Below are 20,227 nucleotides of genomic sequence, written 5' to 3' on the forward strand. Positions count from 1 at the left end.
GGCGACGCGCCAAGGCGAGATCGAGCAGGCTGTGATAGCCGGCGCGGAATTTCTCGAACCGGCTCTCGAAGCCGCGCTGGAACTTGACCAGCGGATTGCGTGTCGGCGGCTTCTCGCCCTCGTGATGCACATGCGGCTTGAGCAGATACATGGCCATGGTCGGCACCAGGGTGCGCGACAGGATGAACGACCAGATCATGGCGAACATCACGGCCATGGCCATCGGCACGAACAGGAACTTGGCGATGCCGTTGAGGAAGAACATCGGCACAAAGACGATACAGATACAGAGCAGCGAGACGAAGGCCGGCGTCACGATCTGCGCCGCGCCATCCATGATGGATGTCTCGACATCCTTGCCCTGTTCGAGATGGTAATTGATGTTCTCGATGGTGACCGTGGCGTCGTCGACGAGAATGCCGACCGCGAGCGCCAGGCCGCCCAGCGTCATGATGTTCAGCGTCTCGCCGAACAGCGACAGCATGATGATGGCGCCGAGCACCGCGAGCGGGATCGACACCGCGATGATCACCGTCGAGCGCCAGCTGCCGAGGAACAGCAGGATCATCACCGAAGTCAGCGCGGCCGCGATGACACCTTCATGCGCCACGCCCGAGATCGCGCCGGCAACGAACATCGACTGGTCGCCGATATAGGCGATCTTCAGTGCGTCCGGCAGCGCGGGCCGTACCTCCTCGATTTTCTTCTTCAGGCCGGAAATGATGTCGAGCGTGGAGACCGAGCCGGCCTTCAGCACCTGCATCAGCACCGAGCGGTTGCCATCCACATGGACGATATTGGTCTGCGGCGAGTTGCCGTCGCGCACCGTGGCGACGTCGCCCACATAGACCATGGCGCCATTGACCTGCCGGATCGGCAGATTGGCCAGTTCCTCGATCTTCAGCGGCGAGTTGTTGAGGTTGATGGTGTATTCGAACTGACCGATCTTCTGCGAGCCGACCGGCGTGATCAGGTTCTGCGCCGCCAGCGCATTGGCGACATCCTGTCCCGACAGCCCGCGCGCCTGCAACGCACCGGGATTGAGATCGATCGTCACCTGACGCTGCTTGCCGCCGAACGGGAACGGAATCGCGGCGCCGGGCACCGTCACCAGCGAGGTGCGCAGCTGGTTGAAGCCGATATCCTGCAGTTGCTGCTCGTTGAGGCCGTCGCCGGAGAGCGCCACGTTGATGATCGGCACCGTGGAGGCCGAATAGTTCATGATCAGCGGCGGCGTCGCGCCAGGCGGCAGCTGCCTCAGCAACGTCTGCGAGATCGCGGTAACCTGTGCGTTGGCGGTGCGGATGTCGACATTCGGCTGGAAGAAGATCTTGACGATGCCGAAGCCGTTATAGGAATTGGCGACGATATGCTCGATGTCGTTCACTGTCGTCGTCAGCGAGCGCTGGAACGGCGTGGTGATGCGGCCGGCCATCTGGTCCGGCGGCAGGCCGGTGTAGGACCAGACCACGCCGATGACCGGAATGCGGATTTCCGGGAAGATGTCCGTGGGAGTGCGCAGTGCAGCGAGCGGGCCGACGATCAGCAGCAGCAAGGCCAACACCACGAATGTGTAGGGCCTGGTCAGAGCAATGCGCACCAACGCGATCATGTATCGACGGTCTCCAGGCCGCACGCTGCTGCGGTGCAGCGTAATTCCGGCGGGATGATTTAGCTCAACTTCAGCGGTTTAGCTATGCAACGAAGGCTGATGGGCCTTCACTTCGCCGCTATTGTTAATCGTTTGAGCGCGCGGCGTGGCGCCAGGACAACAGTTTTATACTTAAAAAGACGAGGTTTTCGCGCTCGTCACAACGCTGTCACCACTGAATAAAGATGAACGATTTGTAATGCATGAGAGAGTAGCAGAAGCCTGCCCATTCCGGCAGCCCTCCGCTCGTTACATAGGCGCAAAAAGCCGACTGCTACGGCATCAGCTTGAGGGCGTCGGCGAAGAAATCCGGTCCGCCGAAATTGCCGGATTTGAGCGCTAGCACCATGTCACCCTGCGCCGCGCCCACGGCGCGCAGCACCGGAACGCCGGCCGCGATTTCGGCGCCGACGAGGAAACCGGGAATGCCTAGTCTGTCGACCACCGCACCCGATGTCTCGCCGCCGGCCACGACCAGACGCCGGACACCGGCGCCGACCAGCGCTTCAGCGAGATCGGCCATGGCCTGCTCGATGGCGTGGCCAGCCGCGTCGCGACCGTGCCGCTTCTGCAGCTGCGCCACCTGATCCGGCGTCGAACTGCTGGCGATCAGGATCGGACCCTTGCCGAGATGTTCCTTCGCCCAGGCGATGGCGCGCTTCACCTCCTCCTTGCCGGCGACGACCTTGTCAGGATCGAGATGCAGCACAGGCATGGCTTGTTCGGCCTTTGCGATCTGCTGCAGGGTCGCCTGCGAGCAGCTTCCGGCGAGACATGCCGCAGTTCCGCCAACCGGCTTCTCTGTCAGCGAGGTGGCGCTGTCGGCCTTCACGCGGCCAGAGGCCACGAGCCCACGCGCAAGGCCGAGACCCAGGCCGGACGCGCCGACTGACACGCGATGATCGAGCGCAACAGCGCCGATGGTTTCAAGGTCCTTTGCGAATACGGCATCGACAATGGCCGCACCAAAACCGTTTTCCGACAAACCATCGAGATGCGAACGCACGACATCCGCACCGCTGGCAACGATACCCAGATCAACCAGCCCGATATTGGTCTCGCTCTGCCGCGCCAGCACGCGCACGAGATTGGAATCGTGCATTGGATTGAGCGGATGGTCCTTCAGCGGACTCTCATTCAACGGAACCGCGCCGACAAACAGATTGCCCTGATAGACCGTGCGCCCGGTCTCCGGAAAAGCGGGGGTAACCAGCACGAGATGATCACCGGCGTCACTGCGCAGGGCGTCCATGACCGGGCCGATATTGCCCTTGTCGGTGGAGTCGAAAGTGGAGCAGATCTTGAACAGCACGTGGGATGCGCCGCGACCGCGAAGCCACTTGTCCGCTGCGCGCGACTTCTCCACGGCCGCACCCGCCTCGATCGAGCGGCTCTTCAGCGACACCACGACGGCATCCACATCGGGCAGCTTGAGATCGTCGGCTGGAATGCCGATGGTCTGTACGGTGCGCAGGCCGTTGCGGGTCAGCGTATTGGCAAGATCCGAAGCGCCGGTGTAGTCGTCGGCGATGCAGCCCAGTGCGAGCGTCATACTTTCACTCCCGCATAGGGCTTGAACCAATCGAGGCCAGCGACGGTGTCGCCGGCGGGACGATATTCGCAGCCGACATAGTTTTCATAGCCGAGACGATCTAGCTCGGCGAACAGGAACGGATAGTTCAGCTCTTCGCCCGCGGGCTCGTTGCGCGAGGGCACGCTGGCGATCTGGATATGCCCGATCAGTGGCATCATCTCGCGCAGCCGCATGGTGACGTCGCCGTGCAGGATCTGGCAGTGATAGATGTCGAACTGCAGGCCGAGATTGGGAATGGCGAGTTCATTGATGATGTCGCGGGCGAACATGAAGTCGTTGAGGAAATAGCCGGGCACGTCGCGGCCATTGATCGGCTCGATGACCACGTCGATGCCGTGATCACCGAGAAAATCCGCCGCCCATTCGACCGATTTCTTGAAGGCATCGACGGCGGCGGGATCGTTGCGATCGGCAATGCCCGCCATCATGTGCAACCGGCGCACGCCGGTGGCCTCGGCATAGGGCAAGGCCGTGTGCAGGCTCTGGCGCAGATCGTCGAATTTGTCCGGGCGCGCGGCAAAGCCTTTTTCGCCTGCATTCCAGTCGCCGGGCGGGAGGTTGAACAGCACCTGCTTCAGGCCATTGCGCTTCAGGCGGAGGGCAACGTCTTCGGGCTTGTGCTCATAGGGGAAGAGGAATTCGACAGCGGTGAAGCCGGCATTGGCAGCGGCATCGAAGCGATCGAGAAACGGGTGTTCGTTGAACATCATGCTGAGATTGGCGGCGAAACGGGGCATTGATCGTCTCCGACTTACTTGGTCTCGCCCGGGAGCGTCGTCCCGGTCACCTGCGCATACATGCGCGCCACCGACGCATCGTCGTCGCGGCCCATGCCGGCAGCGGATGTCATCAGGAACATCTGCAACGCCGCAGCTGACACCGGCACGGGGAATTTTGCGGTGCGCGCCATGTCCTGGATGATGCCGAGGTCCTTGACGAAGATATCGACCGCGCTGCGCGGCGTGTAATCGCCATCGAGCACATGCGGCATGCGGTTCTCGAACATCCAGGAATTGCCGGCCGAGGCGGTGATGACCTCATAGACCTTGCGGATGTCGAGCCCCTGCCTGGCCGCAAAGCTGATCGCCTCGGAGGCCGCAGCGATATGCACGCCGGCGAGGAGCTGGTTGATCATCTTGAAGGCGGCGCCCTGCCCGGCAGCATCGCCGAGTTCATAGAGCTTTGCCGACATGGCATCGAGAGCGGGGCGCGCCTTGGCGAAGGCGGCAGCGCTACCGGAGGCAAGGATCGTGAGTTCGCCCTGCGCCGCACGCTGCGCACCGCCGGAGATCGGCGCATCCAGATAATGGCGGCCGGTGGCCTCGAGTTCGCCGGCCAGACGGCGGGCGACATCGGGATCCATGGTGGCCGAGGACACGAAGACCGCGCCCTTCGGCAGCGTCTCCGCGACGCCATCGGTGCCGAACAGAATGCTGGCGGTCTGCGCGCCATTCACGACGACGCTCACGACGATGTCGGCATTCTGGGCCGCCGCGGCCGGCGAACTGGCACCCTCGCCGCCATCCTTCACGAAGCGGGCGACAGCCTCGGCCGCGACATCGCAGCCGACCACGGCAAAACCCGCCTTCTTCAGCGACAGGGCCATGCCGTAGCCCATCGATCCCAGACCGATAACGGCCACACGCGGCTTTTCAGATGCAGATGACATGGCGACTTCCTCAGTTCCTCATGAGCCGGCTGGCGCGGCCTTGTCCTTTCGGTAACACGGCTTGGCCATCCTGCGAAAGCATGGGACAAAGCCGTGGCGAGGAACATCATGAACGACACACAGTTGCGTGACGACATTTGCCGGCTCGGTCGCTCGCTGTTCGAGCGCGGGCTGACGCCGGGCTCGTCCGGCAATATCAGCGTCCGCTGTGCCGACGGCGGCTGGCTGGTGACGCCCACCAATGCCTCACTCGGCTGGCTCGATCCCGCGAAACTCTCGCGGCTGGATGCGCAGGGTCGGCTCATCTCCGGCGACAAGCCGACCAAGGAAGTGCCGCTGCATACGGCGCTGTATGAAACGCGCGGCACGGCACAGGCGATCGTGCATCTGCATTCGACCCATTCGGTGGCAGTATCGATGCTGCCCGAGGTCAATCCGCGTGCGGTGCTGCCGCCGATGACGCCGTATTACATGATGAAATGCGGCGCGACCGCGCTGGTGCCATATTATCGTCCGGGCGACCCCGCCGTGGCGGATGCAATCAAGGGATTGGCCGGGAAATATTCATCCGTGCTGCTCGCCAATCACGGCCCCGTGGTGGCGGGCGACAGCCTGGAGGCCGCGGTCTATGCGATGGAGGAGCTGGAGGAGACGGCAAAGCTGTATCTGCTATTGCGCGGGCTCAATCCAAGGCATCTGTCGCCGGAGCAGGTGAGTGATCTGGTGAAGACTTTCGGTCTGACGCTGCCGGAGCACGGGCACGATCACTGATCGTGCCCTCCGCTATTTTAGCAGTTTATCATAGGTCGCGTGAGTTCCGATCCAGAACCATAGCAAACCATCCTCAACGGGCATGGCGAGAGCACGATGATTTCGCCCGACACCAACGGATATGAAGCGGCCTACTTTCTTGAGATACAAAGAGGGATGCTTCGGGTCGACTTTTACCAAGGCAAAGTTCTTGTCTGCCAGTAGCTGGACGTGTCGAGTCAGTTGTCGGTATGCGGCCCAGAAATCCGGACTCGCATGATGCTTCATAACTCGCGAGATCGTCCTGTACGTTGCTCTTTCAAAGCCTCATCGGCCAAACGGTCAAGCCGACCAGCCTCGGCGTCCTCCGCGATCTTTCGATCGAATTCTGCTGCATCGAACGCTTCGAACCAGGCGCGAAACTTCGCCAACTCTGCCGGCGGCAGGCTTTCGACAGCTTTCTCGATGTCCTCGACCTTTGACATGCCGGCAACCTAGCACAACGGCGCCTTGCGGCCTACAGCCCCAGATACGCCTTCCTGACATCGGGATTGGTCGCGATCTCCGACGCCTTGCCCTGCATCAGCACGCGACCGGTCTGCAGGATATAGGCGCGGTCGGCGATCTCCAGCACTTCGGCCATGCGCTGCTCGACGATCAGCACCGTCATGCCCGTGTCGCGGATCTTCTTCACGGCCTGGAAGATCTCGTCCACGAGCTTCGGCATGATGCCTTGCGAGGGCTCGTCGAGCATCAGCAGCCGCGGCCGTGTCATCAGCGCGCGGCTGATGGCCAGCATCTGCTGCTCGCCGCCGGACAAGGTTTCGGCGCGCTGTTCGAGGCGCTCGGAGAGACGCGGAAACAGCTCGAACACGAATTCCAGCGGCTTTTCGCGATCCGCCTGGCTGCGATACATGTAGCTGCCGAGCTTGAGATTGTCCTCGACCGACAACCGCGGAAACAGACGGCGGTTCTCCGGTACATAGGCGATGCCGCGCGCGGTGATCAGATGCTGCGCCATGCCGTTGATCTGCTGGCCATCGAAAGTAACCGTCCCCGAGCGCGGGCGCTCGGCGCCGGCGATGGATTTGATCAGTGTCGACTTGCCAGCCCCATTGGCGCCGCAGACAGCGACGACCTCGCCCTTGGCGACGTCGATGGTGACGTCCGAGATGGCGACCAGCCCCTGATAGGCGGTGGTGACGTCACGCACCGACAGCATGGCGATCCCCGAGATATGCACTGATGACTTCTGGATGCCGGACGACATCCGCGGGTTTGCCCTCGACAAGCTTCTTGCCGAGATTGAGCACGATGGCGCGATCGACCAGCGGCATCACGATCTCCATGACGTGCTCCACCATCAGCACGGTAACTCCGGTCTCGCGGACTTTTCGCACCAGTGCGACGCCGGATTGCGCCTCCAGCGGCGTGAGGCCGGTGAGGCATTCGTCGAGCATGAGCAGCTTCGGCTCGGTGGCGAGCGCACGGGCGACTTCGAGTCGGCGCTTCTCGGAGGGGATGAGCTCCCGCGCGAGCTTGTCGGCGCGCGGTGCGAGGCCACAGAATTCGAGCACCTCATGTGCCTTGCGGCGCGCATCCTTCATCTTGTCGTTCCGAATCAGTGCGCCGACGATGACATTGTCGATGACTGTCATGGTCTCGAAGCTTTTCACCACCTGGAAGGTGCGCGCGATGCCGAGCGCACAGCGCTCGGCGGCGGGCATGCGGGTGACGTCCTTGCCATCGAACCAGATCGAGCCCTGGGTGGGCGGCAGCACACCGGCGATCAGGTTGAACAGTGTCGACTTGCCGGCGCCGTTGGGGCCGATCAGGCCGACGATCTCGCCGGCACCGACGGAGATCGACACATCGCTGTTGGCGACCAGGCCGCCAAAGCGCTGCCAGACGCCACGCGTTTCCAACAGAGGCGCACTCATTGCGGCACTCCTTTCGAGGCCGGGCGGCGCGAGAACAGGCCGATCAGGCCATCCGGCCGCGCCAGCGAGATCAGCACGATGACCGCGCCATAGAGGATGAGATCCACGCCGCGGCCGGAGCCGCCAATGAAGGAGCGCGTGAGCTCGGTCATCGGGATCAGGATGACCGCACCCAGCACCGGTCCCCACAGCGTACCGATGCCGCCGAGCACCGCAGGCAGCGCCATCAGCAGCGAGAACTGGAAGGTCATGACGCTTTCGGGATCGATATAGGAGACGAACTGCGCGTAGAACGCGCCGCCGATGGCGGTGAGAAAGGCGGAGACCGCCGCAGCGCCCATCTTGGAATTGAACACGACCACTCCGAGGCTCTCTGCCGCATCGGGATTGTCCTTCACCGCGCGCCACCAGAAGCCCCATTTCGAATCTTCCAGCCACCAGGTGATCAGCCAGGCGACACAGCAAAACACCAGCGCGAAGTAATAGAAGGGCAGCTTGCTGCGCGTGAACTGGAATTTGGCCCAGCTGTCACCACGCACGGGGATGTCGATGCCGAGCGCGGCGCCGGCCCATTCCCAGTTGTGGAACAGCAGGAAGCCGATTTCGGCGATCACGATGGTGGCGATGACGAAGTAATGGCCACGCAGGCGGAAGGTGGGATAGCCGAGCGCCAATGCGATCACCGAGGAGATCGCGCCGCCGGCCAGCATGCCGAACCAGGGCAGCACACCGAATTTGGTGAACAGCAGCGCGGTCGTATAGGCACCGAGGCCGAAATACAGCGCATGGCCGAGAGAAATCTGGCCGCAATAGCCGCTGAGGATGTTCCAGGCCTGCGACAGCGCCGCATACATCAGGGTCAGCACCATGATGTTCTGCACATAGACGTCCTTGACGAAGAACGGCACGCAGGCGGCGATGGCGGCGAGGAACGCGGCAAGAATGAGGTCGCGGCGGCGGCGTTGGGTAAAGCTGTCCATCAGATCGATCCGAACAGGCCGCGCGGCCGAATGAAGACGACGAGGAGATAGACGGCATAGATGCCGACCGACTTCAGCGAGGGCGGCAGGATCATCGCCGTGGTCGCCTCGACAAGACCGACGATGATGCCGCCCGCGAACGCGCCGAACACGCTGCCGAAACCGCCGAGTGCCACGGTGACATAAGCGATCAGCGCGAAGGACGCGCCGACATCTGGATAGATGTAGAAGAAGATCGCCATCACGCCGCCGGCAAGGCCGATCAGCGCCGAGCCGAGGCCCCAGCCAAGAGCGAACACCTTGTTCTTGTCGATGCCGACCAGCGCCACGGCGCCGGCATCCTCACGTGTGGCTTCCAGCGCGCGACCGAAGTCGGTCTTCTTCATGAAGAAGTACAGCGCGCCGAAGGCGGCAATGGAGATCAGCGCACCGACCAGTTGCGGCACCGGCAGGAAGACGCCGAAGAACGAGATGGTCTTGCCGCCGAGCATCGAGGCCGGGATGCTGCGATAGTCAGGTGTGAAGAAATACTGCGCGAGGCCGCGCATCAGGATGGCAAGGCCAAAGGTCGCGAAGATCTGCACCATGCCGATATTGGCTTTGGCCCGCATCGCGAAGCGGATGATGATCAGATAGATCACCGCACCGAACACGAACATGCCGGCGGCGACGATGGGGATCGACAGCAAGGGATCGACCGCCCAGAACATGAAGAGGAAGAAGGTGAGATACATCGCCAACATCAGGAATTCGCCATGGGCGAAGTTGGTGACGTCCATCAGGCCGAAGATCAGCGCGAGGCCGACGGCGAGCAAGCCGTAAAGCAGCCCCATCAGCAATCCGCTGGCAAGGCTCTGGATGATGGTCGCGGCGGTCACGAAGCAATCCTCTCATGTCATCCCGGCGAAAGCCGGGATCCATAACCACCGTCATCGTAGTGCTTGATGACGGTGAGGCTGGCGTTAGATCAGTTCGTCGGAGGTTATGGGTCCCGGCGTTCGCCGGGACGACAGACCTTACGGCATCGGCCAGATCGCATCCGCCACCGCGGCCTGCGGCGGGAAGATGGTGACGAACTTGCCGCCGGTATATTGCAGCAGCACCGGATCGGCATTGTTGTTCTGGCCCATCTCGTCGAACTTCACCTTCGCCCAAGGCATGATCGTGCTTTCGCCCGGCATGTCGGTGGCGACCAGCGCCTCGCGGATCTTCTCGCCGTCCGTGGACTTCGCGCGGTTGATGGCATCCGCCATGACGATCAGGCCCATGAACTGGCGCGACGAATAGTCGTTGAAGTCCTTGCCGGACTTCTCCTTGAACATGTCGTTGATCTTGCCGACCATCGGACGCTTGGCGGCGAGATCGATGGAGAACGAGCCGCGCGAGATCACACCCGGGATCTTGTCACCGACGGCATCATACAGCGCCTTTTCGGAGAAGCCGGCGTCCTGGGCAACGATGTTCTTGGCCTTGTAGCCGAGCTCACCCATGGTCTTGATGAGCAGAATGCCATCGGTGGTGTAGCTCGACGGCATCAGCACGTCGGCATTGGCCGCCTTGAGCTGCTGCACTTCGGCCGTAAGCGACGGCGAATTGGCGCGATACTTGATGTCGGCCACGATCTTGTAGCCGCGCTCGCTAGCCAGCTTGAGCTGCGCATTGGCGGAGTCGGTGCCGAAGATGGTGTCTTCGTGGAACAGCGCGAGCGTCTCGATCTTCTGGCCCTTCTTCTTCAGCGCATCGAAGAAGTCGAACATCGCGGTCGAGAACATTTCGTCATGCGGCGCAGCGCGGAAGTAATATTTCAGGCCACGACGGTGCAGGCTGGGCGACGAGTTGTCGGCAGACAGGAACGGGATCTGATAGCGCTCGCAGATCTGGCTGACAGTGACGGCGACAGCGCTCTGATAGGTGCCGACAATGGCCGAGACCTTTTCCTGCGTGATCAGGCGCTCGGCTTCGGCGCGGCCCTTCTGCGGATCGGCCTGATGGTCGGCAAAAACAAGGCGCAGCTTGGCGCCGCCAAGGCCGGTAAAGCCCTCGCCCTTCGCCATCGGCAGATCGAAATCGTAGTTCTTGTTGACGATGTCAGCCGCCGTCTCGAATGCGCGCTGCGCATCGACGCCGATCTGCGCGCTGGCACCGGACAAGGGATAGATCACGCCGATCACGACTTCCTTGGCTTGCGCGCGCACCGGCGTCGCAAGCGGAAGCAGCGCGGCAGAGGCAGCGCCTCCAAGCAAAACGTCTCGGCGAGAAATCGGCATGTCAGCGTCCTTTGTGATCGGCGACTATCGATAGGAACTAATCGAGGTTACGGTAAAGCCCGAAAGATCGGCAAGCTGCTTCTTATAAAACAGCGAGTTGCTTATTCTTGAGGTCGGTGATGAGCATCACGCCCGGCGCATGCGTGATCGCAAACGGCACTTTCGCGGCTGCGATGACGGCCTGCGGCGTGACTCCGCACGCCCAGAACACCGGGATCTCGTCATCATTGATGTGCACTGCATCACCGTAGTCGGGCTTACTGATATCCTTGATACCGATCGACTGCGGCAGGCCGAGATGCACCGGCGCGCCATGCACGGACGGAAAGCGCGAGGTGATTTGCACGGCGCGGATCGCATCGGCCGGCTTCAGCGGACGCATGGACACGACCATCGGACCGGCAAAGGGACCTGCGGATTTGCAGGCAATATTGGTGCGATACATCGGCACCAGCGTATCTTGCTCGATGTGACGGATCGGCAGGTCCTCAGCCATCATCGGCTCTTCAAAGGAATATGAGCAGCCGATCACGAAGGACACGAGATCATCGCGCCAGTATTTGCTCACCTCAGCCGGACGATCGATCGCCTCGCCATCCTTCCAGACGACGTATTGCGGAATGTCAGTGCGGATATCGAGATCGAGACCGAGCGCGGGAATACGGGGATCGCCGGGATCGGACATGCCGATGATCGGGCACGGTTTTGGATTGAGCTGGCAGAAGCGGTGGAATGCGGAAGCCTGGGCTTCCGGCAGGATCACCAGATTGCCCTGCACATAGCCGGGTGCGACGCCCGCGGTGCTGGCATATTTGCCGGCCCGATATGCGCGCCGGGCAACTGCACTTGGCTGGTCGCCGGCGTCCGCTTCGTCAAGATCACGCTTCGCCAGATTGCTCATAGCACCCTGCCTGAATATTCGCCTTGCCTGAGTTTTGACCTCGACTTAGTGGGACACAGCGCTAGGATAATGTCTAATCGTGTTTTCTGATCGCCTCCCATAAATCGAATTTATCTAAAGGGACGACACAGCGAGATGGCAGACTTCAAGGCGCTGGAGACGTTCCTCTGGGTGGTCAATCTCGGCAGCTTTCGCGGTGCAGCGCAAAAGCTCCACACGACCCAACCCGCCATTTCGCAACGCATCGCGCAGCTCGAACATGAAGTCGGCGTCCGCCTGTTGCAGCGCGATCGACGTGTCGCCTCTCCGACCCCCGCAGGCCGGCAGATGCTTGTCTATGCGGAGAAGCTGATCGGGCTGCGCTCGGAGATGATGGCCGCCATGGGCGACCGCTCGGCCATGCGCGGGGTGTTGCGGCTGGGTGTTGCCGAGACCATCGTGCACACTTGGCTGTCGAAGCTGATCAAGCAGGTGAACGAGGCCTATCCGAACCTTTCACTGGAGATCGAGGTCGATATCACGCCAAATCTGCGCGCACGTCTTCTCGCTCAGGAGATCGAACTGGCTTTCGTCGTCGGGCCGCTCGCCGCATCGGACGTGCAGAACAAGGTACTATGCGACTATCAGATCGGCTTCCTCGCCAGCCCGTCCCTCGGGCTTGGCAGCGAGACACTGTCGGTCGAGGATCTGGCTAAGCATCCGATCATCACCTTCCCGCGCAAGACGCGTCCCTATGAGATCGTGCGCTCGCTTTTCAACCGGCCTTCGCTGCCGCCCATCCGGCTGCATGCCAGCGCTTCGCTCGCCACCGTGATCCATATGGCGATCGAAGGTCTGGGGATCGCGGTGATCCCGACGGCGATCGTGCAGAACGAACTCGCGGACGGACGGTTGCAGTTGCTCGACACCAATGTGCCGATCCAGCCGCTCACCTTCGCAGCGAGCTGGCTCGCCTCACCCGATACGGTGGCCATCGAACTGGTCGCAAGCCTCGCCGCGCAGCTCGCACAAGAGAGTGCGGCATCATGCACGGCGCCGCATATCAGCCCCTTGGTTGACGCGCTGGCGACGGCGGGTCATTGAAACACACCACATTCCACCACGCGAAACTCCCAGGACGGACGGCATGACCAAGCTCGGCGACAATCTCAAGATCAATTCCGCGCGGCTCTGGGACGCGATCAACGAGACGGCGAAATTCGGTGGCACCGCGAAGGGCGGCGTTCGTCGCCTGACACTCGGGCCCGAAGACAAGCAGGTGCGCGACTGGTTTCGCAAGGCGTGCGAGGATGCCGGGCTCGAAGTGAAGGTCGATGCGCTCGGCTCAATGTTCGCGCTACGCAAGGGACGCGACATGTCGAAGCCGCCGATCGGCATTGGCTCGCATCTCGACACCCAGCCAACCGGCGGCAAGTTCGACGGCATTCTGGGCGTGCTCGGCGCGCTGGAAATGGTACGCACGCTGAACGATGCGGGGATCGAGACCGAAACACCGATCTGCATCGCCAACTGGACCAATGAGGAAGGCTCGCGCTTTGCGCCGGCCATGATGGCCTCGGCGGCCTATGTCGGCGATTTCACCACCGACGATATTCTGTCGCGCAAGGACATCGCCGGAGTGACAGTGGGCGAGGCGCTCGACTCCATCGGTTATCGCGGCGATGTCGCCGTCGGCACGCAGAAATTCTCCGGCTTCGTCGAGCTGCATATCGAACAAGGTCCGATCCTCGAAGCCGAAGGCAAGACCATCGGCGTGGTCGAAGCCGGCCAGGGCGTGCTGTGGTTCGATGGCAAGATCACCGGCTTCGAGAGCCATGCCGGCTCGACCCCGATGCCGCTGCGCAAGGATGCGCTGGGCACGCTGTCTGAGATCGTGCTGGCCACCGAACGCGTGGTGACCGAGATCGGCGCGCTGGGCACCATCGGCGAAGCCGTGATCGCCAATCCGTCACGCAACGTCATCCCGGGCGAGATCGCGTTCACCATGGACCTGCGTAGTGCCGATGAAGGCAAGCTGGAGGCCATCGAAAAGGGTGTACGCGAGGCCATCACGGCGATTGCGGCCAAGCGCAAGGTGGAGGTCGCCTTCGACAAAGTCTGGCACAAGCCGCCGACGCACTTCAACAAGGAGTTCGTCAGCGCCGTCGAGAGCGCCGCGGAGTCATTGGGTTACTCGCACCGCCGCATCACCTCCGGCGCCGGCCACGATGCCTGCAACCTCAACAACATCATGCCGACCGCGATGGTCTTCATCCCGAGCAAGGACGGCATCAGCCATAACGAGCTGGAAAGCTCGACTCGGGACGACTGCGCCGCCGGCGCCAATGTCCTGATGCACACCGTGCTGGCGCTCGCCGGCGTTTCGTCGAAGTAGTCCGGGGGACCATCCATGCGCGGCGTATTCGTCGATGCCAGTGACGAACTGGCGAAAATTCTCGAACGTCTGGCCCAACCGGGTGACATCGCGATCAAGATCAATCGTGATGAGGACATCAAGTCGGCCGACCTGCCAAAAGTGCTGGACGGCGCCGAGATCGCCATCGTCGATCACACCTATGTGCCGACCGATGTGGCGAAGCAGTGCACCGGCCTGAAGCATATCGTCTTCCTCGGCACCGGCGCGCGGAGCTACATGCATATCGAGGAGCTCGCTGGGCTCGGCATCGAGGTGCATCTGATCCGCGGCTATGGCGACACTGCTGTCGCCGAATGCGCCATCGCGCATATGTGGGCCGCCGCGCGCGGTCTTGCCGAGCAGGATCGTGAAATGCGGGCCGGCAACTGGCTGCGTGACGAAGGCATGGAACTGACCGGCAAGACCATCGGCCTGATCGGCTTCGGCGGCATCGCTGCCGAGGTCGCCCGCATCACGCTCGGCTCGGGCATGAAGGTGCTGGCCTGGAATCGTTCGCCGAAGAGCCATCCCGGCGTCGAATTCACCGACATGGAGACGGTGCTGGCGAAGAGCGACGTGATCTCGATTCATCTGCTGCTCAATGACGAGACCCGCGGCATGATCACCCGCGAGCGCATCGGCCAGATGAAGAAGGGCGCCATCCTGATCAACACCGCGCGCGGCGCCATCGTCGATCAGGACGCGATGATCGAGGCGCTGCGCTCCGGCCATCTGCGCCATGCCGGTCTCGACGTGTTCGAGATCGAGCCACTGCCGGCCGGCCATGTTCTGACGACGATCCGGAATGTGACGCTGTCATCGCACTCCGCCTTCCGGACGCCGGAGGCGAGCATCAATCTGATCGATGCGGCGTGGAAGCATTGCAGAAGGATTGCGGGGTAGACGCCGCAATCGCTGCTCTCTCAGTTGTCGTGCCCGGGCTTGACCCGGGCATCCACTTGAGAGCTTGGTGCAAAGCTGGATGGCCGGGTCAAGCCCGGCCATGACGTGGGGTAAAGCTCTTACTCGATCATCTCCGCCACGGCCTTGCCGCAGGCCGTCGTATCCGCCTGACCGCCAAGGTCACGCGTCCGCAGCGTGCGTTCCGCCAGCGTGCGCTCGATCGCCTTGACGATGGAGTCGGCCGCTTCCTTCTCGCCGAGATGCTCCAGCATCATCGCGCCGGACCAGATCATGCCGATCGGGTTGGCAATGCCCTGCCCCGCGATATCCGGCGCCGAACCATGCACCGGCTCGAACACCGACGGAAAATCACCGGCCGGATTGATATTGCCCGACGGCGCGATGCCGATCGTCCCGGTGCAGGCAGGACCCAGATCCGACAGGATGTCGCCGAACAGATTGGACGCCACCACCACGTCGAAGCGATCGGGGTTCATGACGAAATGCGCGGTGAGAATGTCGATGTGGTACTGGTCCCACTTCACATCGGGATAGTTCTCGCCCATCGCCTTCACGCGCTCGTCCCAATACGGCATGGTGATCGCGATGCCGTTGGACTTGGTCGCCGAGGTCAGGTGCTTCTTCGGCCGCGACTGGGCGAGATCGAACGCGAATTTCAGAATGCGATCGACACCGGTGCGGGTCATCACCGTCTGCTGGGTGACGAATTCGCGATCCGTATCCGGGAAGCTGCGGCCGCCGACGGCCGAATATTCGCCTTCGGTATTTTCACGCACCACCCAGAAATCGATGTCGCCCGGCTTGCGGCCGACCAGCGGGCACGGCACGCCGGGCATCAGGCGCACGGGACGCAGGTTCACATACTGATCGAATTCGCGGCGGAACTTGATCAGCGAGCCCCACAGCGAGATGTGATCCGGAATTTTGGCCGGCAGGCCGACGGCGCCGAAATAGATGGCGTCATGCTGGCCGATCTGGGCCTTCCAGTCGTCCGGCATCATCTGGCCGTGCTTCTCGTAATAGTCGTAGGACGAGAAGTCGTAGTGATCGAATTTCACCTTCACGCGGTGTTTCTTGGCCACCGCCTCGAGCACGCGCAGGCCCTCCGGCATCACTTCCTTGCCGATGCCGTCGCCGGGGATGACTGCAATCCGATATTCTTTGCTCACGTGAGGTTTCCTTCGCCAGATTGGATTGCCGGCAGGTTTGGACCAAAGCCGGCGCGCGATCAACGCTGCAGTGCAATGTTGACCGCAATTGGTGCGGCAGAATAATTCGAATGTCATTCCGAGCCGGAGCCCGTCCATGGATCTTCACCTGCGCGGCAAGCGCGTCCTGATCACCGGCGCCTCCAAGGGGATTGGCGCGGCTGCGGCGGAGGCTTTTGCCGAGGAAGGCGCCCATGTCCGTCTCGCCGCCCGCAATGTGGAGAAGATGCAGGCGCTGGCCGACAGCCTGCGGTCGCGCCATCAGATCGACGTATCCATCCATCCCACCGATTTGCGCAAGGCCGAGGATCTTGCCGCCCTGGCGGCGGCCTCCAGCGATATCGACATTCTCGTCAACAATGCCGGCGACATTCCCGGTGGCACGCTGGACAAGGTGGACGAGCCAACCTGGCGGCATGCCTGGGAGCTGAAAGTGTTCGGCTTCATCAATCTGACACGGCTGGTCTATGCGCAGATGAAAGCGCGCGGCGGCGGCGTCATCGTCAATGATATCGGCGCGGCCGGTGAAAAGTTCGACGCCAACTACATCTGTGGCAGCGCCGGCAATGCGGCACTGATGGCCTTCACCCGCGCGCTCGGCGGCAAGAGCCTGAAGGACAATATCCGCGTGGTCGGCATCAATCCCGGTCCGGTGGCGACCGATCGCTATGTCACGCGGATGCAGGCGCAGGCCAAGGCGCAACTGGGTGACGAGAACCGCTATCGCGAATTGGAGAAGAACTTCCCGCTCGGCCGCGCCGCCAAGCCGCGCGAGATCGCCGACCTGATGGCCTTTCTCGCCTCGGATCGCGCCGGCTACACGTCCGGCGTGATCTACACGGTGGATGGCGGATGGAGCGCGGGCTGGTAGGCGGAATCGCACAGAAGCCAGCGTCGAAACTCGATGTCGTCCCGGCGAACGCCGGGACCCATAGCCTCCCGCAATATAATTGAGACGACATCGGCTACGACGACGGCGTTTTAGCCAGCGCTACGGCGGGTATGGATCCCGGCGTTCGCCGGGATGACAGGGGAGTCAGCTCAGCGCACCCGCATGCACCCACCACAGCGGATGCGCGAGCTGGATCGCATGGGCGGCGCGCTGCGCATCGGTGTCATTGTCGAACAGTGCAAAGCATGTCGCGCCCGAGCCGGACATACGGGTCAGGCGAACGCCTTCAGCAGCGCCGAGCGCGGCCAGCACATCGCCAATGATCGGCTCGACCTTCAGCGCAGGCGCTTCGAGATCGTTGGTGCCGGCGCTCACGGCCGCAATCCAGTCCTCGACCGATGCGCCTTCCGCCGGCCATGAGCGCGTCTTCAACACATCGGTGACGCCGACGCGGAGCTGGCCGTTCTTCAGGCCGAGTTCCTGAAACACATCCTTGGTCGCCACCGGCACACGCGGATTGACCAACACGCAAGGCAGCCGCGGCAAGCTGAGCTGCAGCAGGTTTTCGCCCACCCCCGTCATCACGCAGGCATGCGACTGCACGCAGACCGGCACATCGGCGCCGGTCAGACGCGCCACATCCATCACGCGGGGATCGTCGAGTTCGAGATTGTTGGCACGCACCAGAAGGCGGAGCGCCGCCGCTGCATCTGCCGAACCGCCACCGATGCCGGCAGCCACGGGCAGATGCTTGTCGAGCGCGAAGGTGCCAAAGGACAGGCCCTCGACCTGCTCACCGAGCAGCCTTGCCGCCTTGATGACCAGATTATCGGCGCTGTCGCCGCATTCCGCCGCGCGTGGTCCCGTCGCGGTCAGTGCGAGATCGCCACCGGGCTGAAAGGTCAGCCTGTCGGCGCAATCGGCGAACACCACGACGCTTTCCAGATCGTGATAGCCGTCGGCTCGCCGCCCGATGACGCGCAAGGTCAGATTGACCTTCGCGCGCGCACTGTCTTCCAGGGAAGAGCTATCTTCCCGAGCAGGCTGCCCAACGCCCGCCGATGCCCCCGTCATACGCCTAGCCGCCTTTGTCGTTGTCTTTCTTCGCCTCCGGCTTGTCGGCCGAAGCCGCCGCCGGCGCTGTTTCGTTCAATGAGCAGCCTTCCGGCTTCTCACCACCATCGGGCACGCATTTCTGCATCTTGGCCTCGATCTTCGGCAGCTCTTCGGCTTCCGGCTTCAGGTCCTTTGCGTGCTGCCACTGGAAGCGTGCTTCCAGCTTGCGGCCGACGCGCCAATAGGCATCGCCGAGATGGTCGTTGATGGTCGGATCTTCCGGCTTCAGATCGATGGCACGTTCGAGATGCTTGGTGGCGTCCTCGTAATTGCCGATGCGGTAATAGGCCCAGCCGAGCGAGTCGACGATGTAGCCGTCATCCGGACGCTGCTCGACCGCGCGCTTGATCATCTTCATGGCGTCGTCGAGATTGATGCCCTGATCGATCCAGGAATAGCCGAGATAGTTCAGCACATGCGGCTGTTCCGGCTGCAGTTCGAGCGCCTTCTTCATGTCGACTTCAGCCTTGGCCCACTGCTTGGAGCGCTCGAGGCAGATGCCGCGGAAATAGAAATAGACCCAGTTCGGCTTGTCCTGATTGGCCGCAACGACATCGATGCCCTTGGTGTATGTCTCGGCACAATCAGCGAATTTCTTGCGGCCGCGCTCGATATTGCCGAGCGCCATGATGGCTTCGAGATCCTTCGGATCGCTGGTGGTAACGTCCTTCAGGATCTTGATGCCCTCGTCGCTGCGATCGGCGGCGTCGAGATTGGTCGCCTGCTGGATCATCGCATTGCGCTTCAGCGCCGAATTCGCCGGCATGCGCTCATAGACCTTGATGGCCATCTTCGGCTTCTTCACGGACTCATAGAGATCCGCGAGAGACAGCAGCGCCAGCGAGTGGTCCGGCTTGAGATACAGAGCGAGCTGCAGATAGACCAGCGCGAGGTCTTCGCCGCCGCGACGGGTCAGCGAAGCGCCGATGCCATACAGCGCCTCGGACGCACCGGCCTGCGGGCTGTCCACCAGCGCCGGCAGCTTCTTGCCAGCCTTGGTCTCGCGGATGCCTTCCAGCACCAGCGGATGGCGAGCCAGCTTCTTGTTGAAGGTCTCATAGACGGCCAGCGCGGCAGCGTCGTCCTTGTTGCGCGACGTCCAGCGGCCATAGGCATCGACCACGCGCAGCGCGCTGTCGTCGAGCTTGAAGGCGCGTTCATAACGCGTGCCGGCGTCCTTCTGCTTGCCTGCGAGGTCGTAGATCAGGCCGGCATGCAGGTCCTTGAAGATCGGATACCATTCGGGACCGGCCAGCTTGTCGATATTGGAGATGGCGGCCTTGGTGTCGCCGGCGCCGTAGCTCGCCCAGGCGCCGAGCAAGGTCGCCACCAGATCGGTGATCGGACCGCGCACCGACTGATTGATGTTGGTCTGCGCCGCCGCGTATTTCTTCGACTTGAGATCGCGCACGCCGACCACGAGGCGGGCTACGCGATTCGACTTGTCGATGATCAGGATGCGCTCGGCGAGCTTCACCGCCTCGTCGATATCGCCGTCGGCGAGCGATGAGATGAAGGCGCGATCGAGCAGTTCGTTATTCTTCGGATCGGTGCGCAGCGCGGAGCGGTAAAACGCCGCAGCCGAGGTCGCATCGCGTTCCACACTGGCATGACGCGCGGCGAGATAGCTGCCGGCCGTCGTCATCTGCCGCAAGTCCTTCGCCGTCGGGAAGGTCGCCGAATTATCGGCGAGATGATCCGGCGTCTGGGCGAAGGACTGCGCGGGCAGCGCCAGAACGGCGAGCGTGGCTGCAGCGAGCGTCAAGCGGTTGAAACGGGAGGACAACATCAAGTTCGCCTAGCTCCGAGGATCATTGGGCAATCGTGGGCGGAAGTTCGGGCACAAACGCGATCAGAAAAGCGCAACAGGCGCGGATGCGCTGCCGACCCGGCAACATAGCGCAGTGCGACAATGCCGCTTTTGGCGGGTATTCGCAAGG

Annotated in this window: 19 protein-coding genes; 5 read left to right on the top strand and 14 right to left on the bottom strand. The window is 62.5% G+C overall.

All coding sequences use genetic code 11. The features are described 5' to 3' along the window. The 4 genes from ACIQ17_RS02355 to ltnD form a co-directional block, all read right to left on the bottom strand. On the bottom strand, window positions 1–1,612 hold a 1,612-nt coding region (locus ACIQ17_RS02355), incomplete at its 3' end, for an efflux RND transporter permease subunit (RefSeq protein WP_398464972.1). 313 nt (window positions 1,613–1,925) lie between these two features. After that, entirely contained in the window at window positions 1,926–3,203 is a 1,278-nt protein-coding gene (gene otnK / locus ACIQ17_RS02360) for a 3-oxo-tetronate kinase (RefSeq protein ID WP_398464974.1), read from the bottom strand. Next, window positions 3,200–3,982, bottom strand: coding sequence for a 2-oxo-tetronate isomerase (gene otnI / locus ACIQ17_RS02365; protein ID WP_398464976.1), 783 nt, complete (start codon window positions 3,980–3,982; stop codon window positions 3,200–3,202). The genes otnK and otnI overlap by 4 nt, the downstream gene beginning before the upstream one ends. A 14-nt stretch (window positions 3,983–3,996) precedes the next feature. Then, the gene (gene ltnD, locus ACIQ17_RS02370; protein ID WP_398464978.1) at window positions 3,997–4,914 is read right to left on the bottom strand and encodes an L-threonate dehydrogenase; all 918 of its coding nucleotides are present in this window, start codon (window positions 4,912–4,914) and stop codon (window positions 3,997–3,999) included. 108 nt (window positions 4,915–5,022) lie between these two features. On the opposite strand from ltnD, the gene ACIQ17_RS02375 reads away from it, so the two are divergent. Further along, the gene (locus ACIQ17_RS02375; RefSeq protein WP_398464980.1) at window positions 5,023–5,685 is read left to right on the top strand and encodes an aldolase; all 663 of its coding nucleotides are present in this window, start codon (window positions 5,023–5,025) and stop codon (window positions 5,683–5,685) included. Window positions 5,686–5,948: 263 nt separating this feature from the next. Here ACIQ17_RS02375 and ACIQ17_RS02380 read toward each other — a convergent pair whose 3' ends face one another. The 7 genes from ACIQ17_RS02380 to ACIQ17_RS02410 form a co-directional block, all read right to left on the bottom strand. Further along, a complete protein-coding gene (locus tag ACIQ17_RS02380; protein ID WP_398464982.1) occupies window positions 5,949–6,149 on the bottom strand; it encodes a hypothetical protein in 201 nt (66 codons plus the stop codon). Between the two features lie 32 nt (window positions 6,150–6,181). Next, window positions 6,182–6,886: an ABC transporter ATP-binding protein gene (locus ACIQ17_RS02385; protein ID WP_398465085.1), complete on the bottom strand. Its 705-nt coding sequence runs from the start codon at window positions 6,884–6,886 to the stop codon at window positions 6,182–6,184. Continuing rightward, window positions 6,870–7,604: an ABC transporter ATP-binding protein gene (locus ACIQ17_RS02390; protein ID WP_398464984.1), complete on the bottom strand. Its 735-nt coding sequence runs from the start codon at window positions 7,602–7,604 to the stop codon at window positions 6,870–6,872. Before ACIQ17_RS02390 ends, ACIQ17_RS02385 begins: the two co-directional genes overlap by 17 nt. Beyond that, the gene (locus ACIQ17_RS02395; RefSeq protein WP_398464986.1) at window positions 7,601–8,584 is read right to left on the bottom strand and encodes a branched-chain amino acid ABC transporter permease; all 984 of its coding nucleotides are present in this window, start codon (window positions 8,582–8,584) and stop codon (window positions 7,601–7,603) included. The genes ACIQ17_RS02390 and ACIQ17_RS02395 overlap by 4 nt, the downstream gene beginning before the upstream one ends. Further along, window positions 8,584–9,462: a branched-chain amino acid ABC transporter permease gene (locus ACIQ17_RS02400; RefSeq protein WP_398464988.1), complete on the bottom strand. Its 879-nt coding sequence runs from the start codon at window positions 9,460–9,462 to the stop codon at window positions 8,584–8,586. The genes ACIQ17_RS02395 and ACIQ17_RS02400 overlap by 1 nt, the downstream gene beginning before the upstream one ends. A 138-nt stretch (window positions 9,463–9,600) precedes the next feature. Further along, window positions 9,601–10,851 carry an ABC transporter substrate-binding protein gene (locus ACIQ17_RS02405; RefSeq protein WP_398464990.1) on the bottom strand — a complete coding sequence of 417 codons (1,251 nt, stop codon included), beginning with the start codon at window positions 10,849–10,851 and terminating at the stop codon, window positions 9,601–9,603. Between the two features lie 82 nt (window positions 10,852–10,933). Further along, window positions 10,934–11,752: a putative hydro-lyase gene (locus ACIQ17_RS02410; protein ID WP_398464992.1), complete on the bottom strand. Its 819-nt coding sequence runs from the start codon at window positions 11,750–11,752 to the stop codon at window positions 10,934–10,936. 135 nt (window positions 11,753–11,887) lie between these two features. Between ACIQ17_RS02410 and ACIQ17_RS02415 the strand changes: the two genes are divergently transcribed. From ACIQ17_RS02415 to ACIQ17_RS02425, 3 genes are read left to right on the top strand one after another with little or no spacing between them, the layout of a single operon-like run. Further along, a complete protein-coding gene (locus tag ACIQ17_RS02415) occupies window positions 11,888–12,835 on the top strand; it encodes a LysR family transcriptional regulator (RefSeq protein WP_398464994.1) in 948 nt (315 codons plus the stop codon). 43 nt (window positions 12,836–12,878) lie between these two features. Continuing rightward, the gene (locus ACIQ17_RS02420) at window positions 12,879–14,126 is read left to right on the top strand and encodes a Zn-dependent hydrolase (protein ID WP_398464996.1); all 1,248 of its coding nucleotides are present in this window, start codon (window positions 12,879–12,881) and stop codon (window positions 14,124–14,126) included. Window positions 14,127–14,141: 15 nt separating this feature from the next. Further along, on the top strand, window positions 14,142–15,050 hold the full coding sequence (locus ACIQ17_RS02425) for an NAD(P)-dependent oxidoreductase (protein ID WP_398464998.1): 909 nt from the start codon (window positions 14,142–14,144) through the stop codon (window positions 15,048–15,050). A 119-nt stretch (window positions 15,051–15,169) separates the two neighbouring features. On the opposite strand, the gene ACIQ17_RS02430 is transcribed toward ACIQ17_RS02425, so the two are convergent. Next, a complete protein-coding gene (locus tag ACIQ17_RS02430) occupies window positions 15,170–16,240 on the bottom strand; it encodes a tartrate dehydrogenase (protein WP_398465000.1) in 1,071 nt (356 codons plus the stop codon). Window positions 16,241–16,376: 136 nt separating this feature from the next. Here ACIQ17_RS02430 and ACIQ17_RS02435 point away from each other — a divergent pair, with 136 nt between their 5' ends. Then, the gene (locus ACIQ17_RS02435; RefSeq protein ID WP_398465002.1) at window positions 16,377–17,150 is read left to right on the top strand and encodes an SDR family oxidoreductase; all 774 of its coding nucleotides are present in this window, start codon (window positions 16,377–16,379) and stop codon (window positions 17,148–17,150) included. Between the two features lie 165 nt (window positions 17,151–17,315). Here ACIQ17_RS02435 and ACIQ17_RS02440 read toward each other — a convergent pair whose 3' ends face one another. Together ACIQ17_RS02440 and ACIQ17_RS02445 are read right to left on the bottom strand one after the other, a co-directional pair. Next, entirely contained in the window at window positions 17,316–18,245 is a 930-nt protein-coding gene (locus ACIQ17_RS02440; protein WP_398465004.1) for a 4-(cytidine 5'-diphospho)-2-C-methyl-D-erythritol kinase, read from the bottom strand. Between the two features lie 4 nt (window positions 18,246–18,249). Next, the gene (locus ACIQ17_RS02445) at window positions 18,250–20,076 is read right to left on the bottom strand and encodes a tetratricopeptide repeat protein (protein WP_398465006.1); all 1,827 of its coding nucleotides are present in this window, start codon (window positions 20,074–20,076) and stop codon (window positions 18,250–18,252) included. Window positions 20,077–20,227: the final 151 nt, after the last annotated feature.

It is taken from the genome of Tardiphaga sp., assembly GCF_044340795.1.
Taxonomy (GTDB): domain Bacteria; phylum Pseudomonadota; class Alphaproteobacteria; order Rhizobiales; family Xanthobacteraceae; genus Tardiphaga.

Excerpts from the sequence above, each read along its gene's own strand:
- ACIQ17_RS02375 (WP_398464980.1), top strand. The coding sequence starts at position 5,023 with ATGAACGACACACAGTTGCGTGACGACATTTGCCGGCTCGGTCGCTCG.
- otnK (WP_398464974.1), bottom strand. The coding sequence starts at position 3,203 with ATGACGCTCGCACTGGGCTGCATCGCCGACGACTACACCGGCGCTTCG.
- ACIQ17_RS02415 (WP_398464994.1), top strand. The coding sequence starts at position 11,888 with ATGGCAGACTTCAAGGCGCTGGAGACGTTCCTCTGGGTGGTCAATCTC.
- ACIQ17_RS02425 (WP_398464998.1), top strand. The coding sequence starts at position 14,142 with ATGCGCGGCGTATTCGTCGATGCCAGTGACGAACTGGCGAAAATTCTC.
- ltnD (WP_398464978.1), bottom strand. The coding sequence starts at position 4,914 with ATGTCATCTGCATCTGAAAAGCCGCGTGTGGCCGTTATCGGTCTGGGA.
- ACIQ17_RS02405 (WP_398464990.1), bottom strand. The coding sequence starts at position 10,851 with ATGCCGATTTCTCGCCGAGACGTTTTGCTTGGAGGCGCTGCCTCTGCC.
- ACIQ17_RS02410 (WP_398464992.1), bottom strand. The coding sequence starts at position 11,752 with ATGAGCAATCTGGCGAAGCGTGATCTTGACGAAGCGGACGCCGGCGAC.
- ACIQ17_RS02380 (WP_398464982.1), bottom strand. The coding sequence starts at position 6,149 with ATGTCAAAGGTCGAGGACATCGAGAAAGCTGTCGAAAGCCTGCCGCCG.
- ACIQ17_RS02395 (WP_398464986.1), bottom strand. The coding sequence starts at position 8,584 with ATGGACAGCTTTACCCAACGCCGCCGCCGCGACCTCATTCTTGCCGCG.
- ACIQ17_RS02385 (WP_398465085.1), bottom strand. The coding sequence starts at position 6,886 with ATGCTGTCGGTGCGTGACGTCACCACCGCCTATCAGGGGCTGGTCGCC.
- otnI (WP_398464976.1), bottom strand. The coding sequence starts at position 3,982 with ATGCCCCGTTTCGCCGCCAATCTCAGCATGATGTTCAACGAACACCCG.
- ACIQ17_RS02445 (WP_398465006.1), bottom strand. The coding sequence starts at position 20,076 with ATGTTGTCCTCCCGTTTCAACCGCTTGACGCTCGCTGCAGCCACGCTC.
- ACIQ17_RS02390 (WP_398464984.1), bottom strand. The coding sequence starts at position 7,604 with ATGAGTGCGCCTCTGTTGGAAACGCGTGGCGTCTGGCAGCGCTTTGGC.
- ACIQ17_RS02420 (WP_398464996.1), top strand. The coding sequence starts at position 12,879 with ATGACCAAGCTCGGCGACAATCTCAAGATCAATTCCGCGCGGCTCTGG.
- ACIQ17_RS02440 (WP_398465004.1), bottom strand. The coding sequence starts at position 18,245 with ATGACGGGGGCATCGGCGGGCGTTGGGCAGCCTGCTCGGGAAGATAGC.
- ACIQ17_RS02435 (WP_398465002.1), top strand. The coding sequence starts at position 16,377 with ATGGATCTTCACCTGCGCGGCAAGCGCGTCCTGATCACCGGCGCCTCC.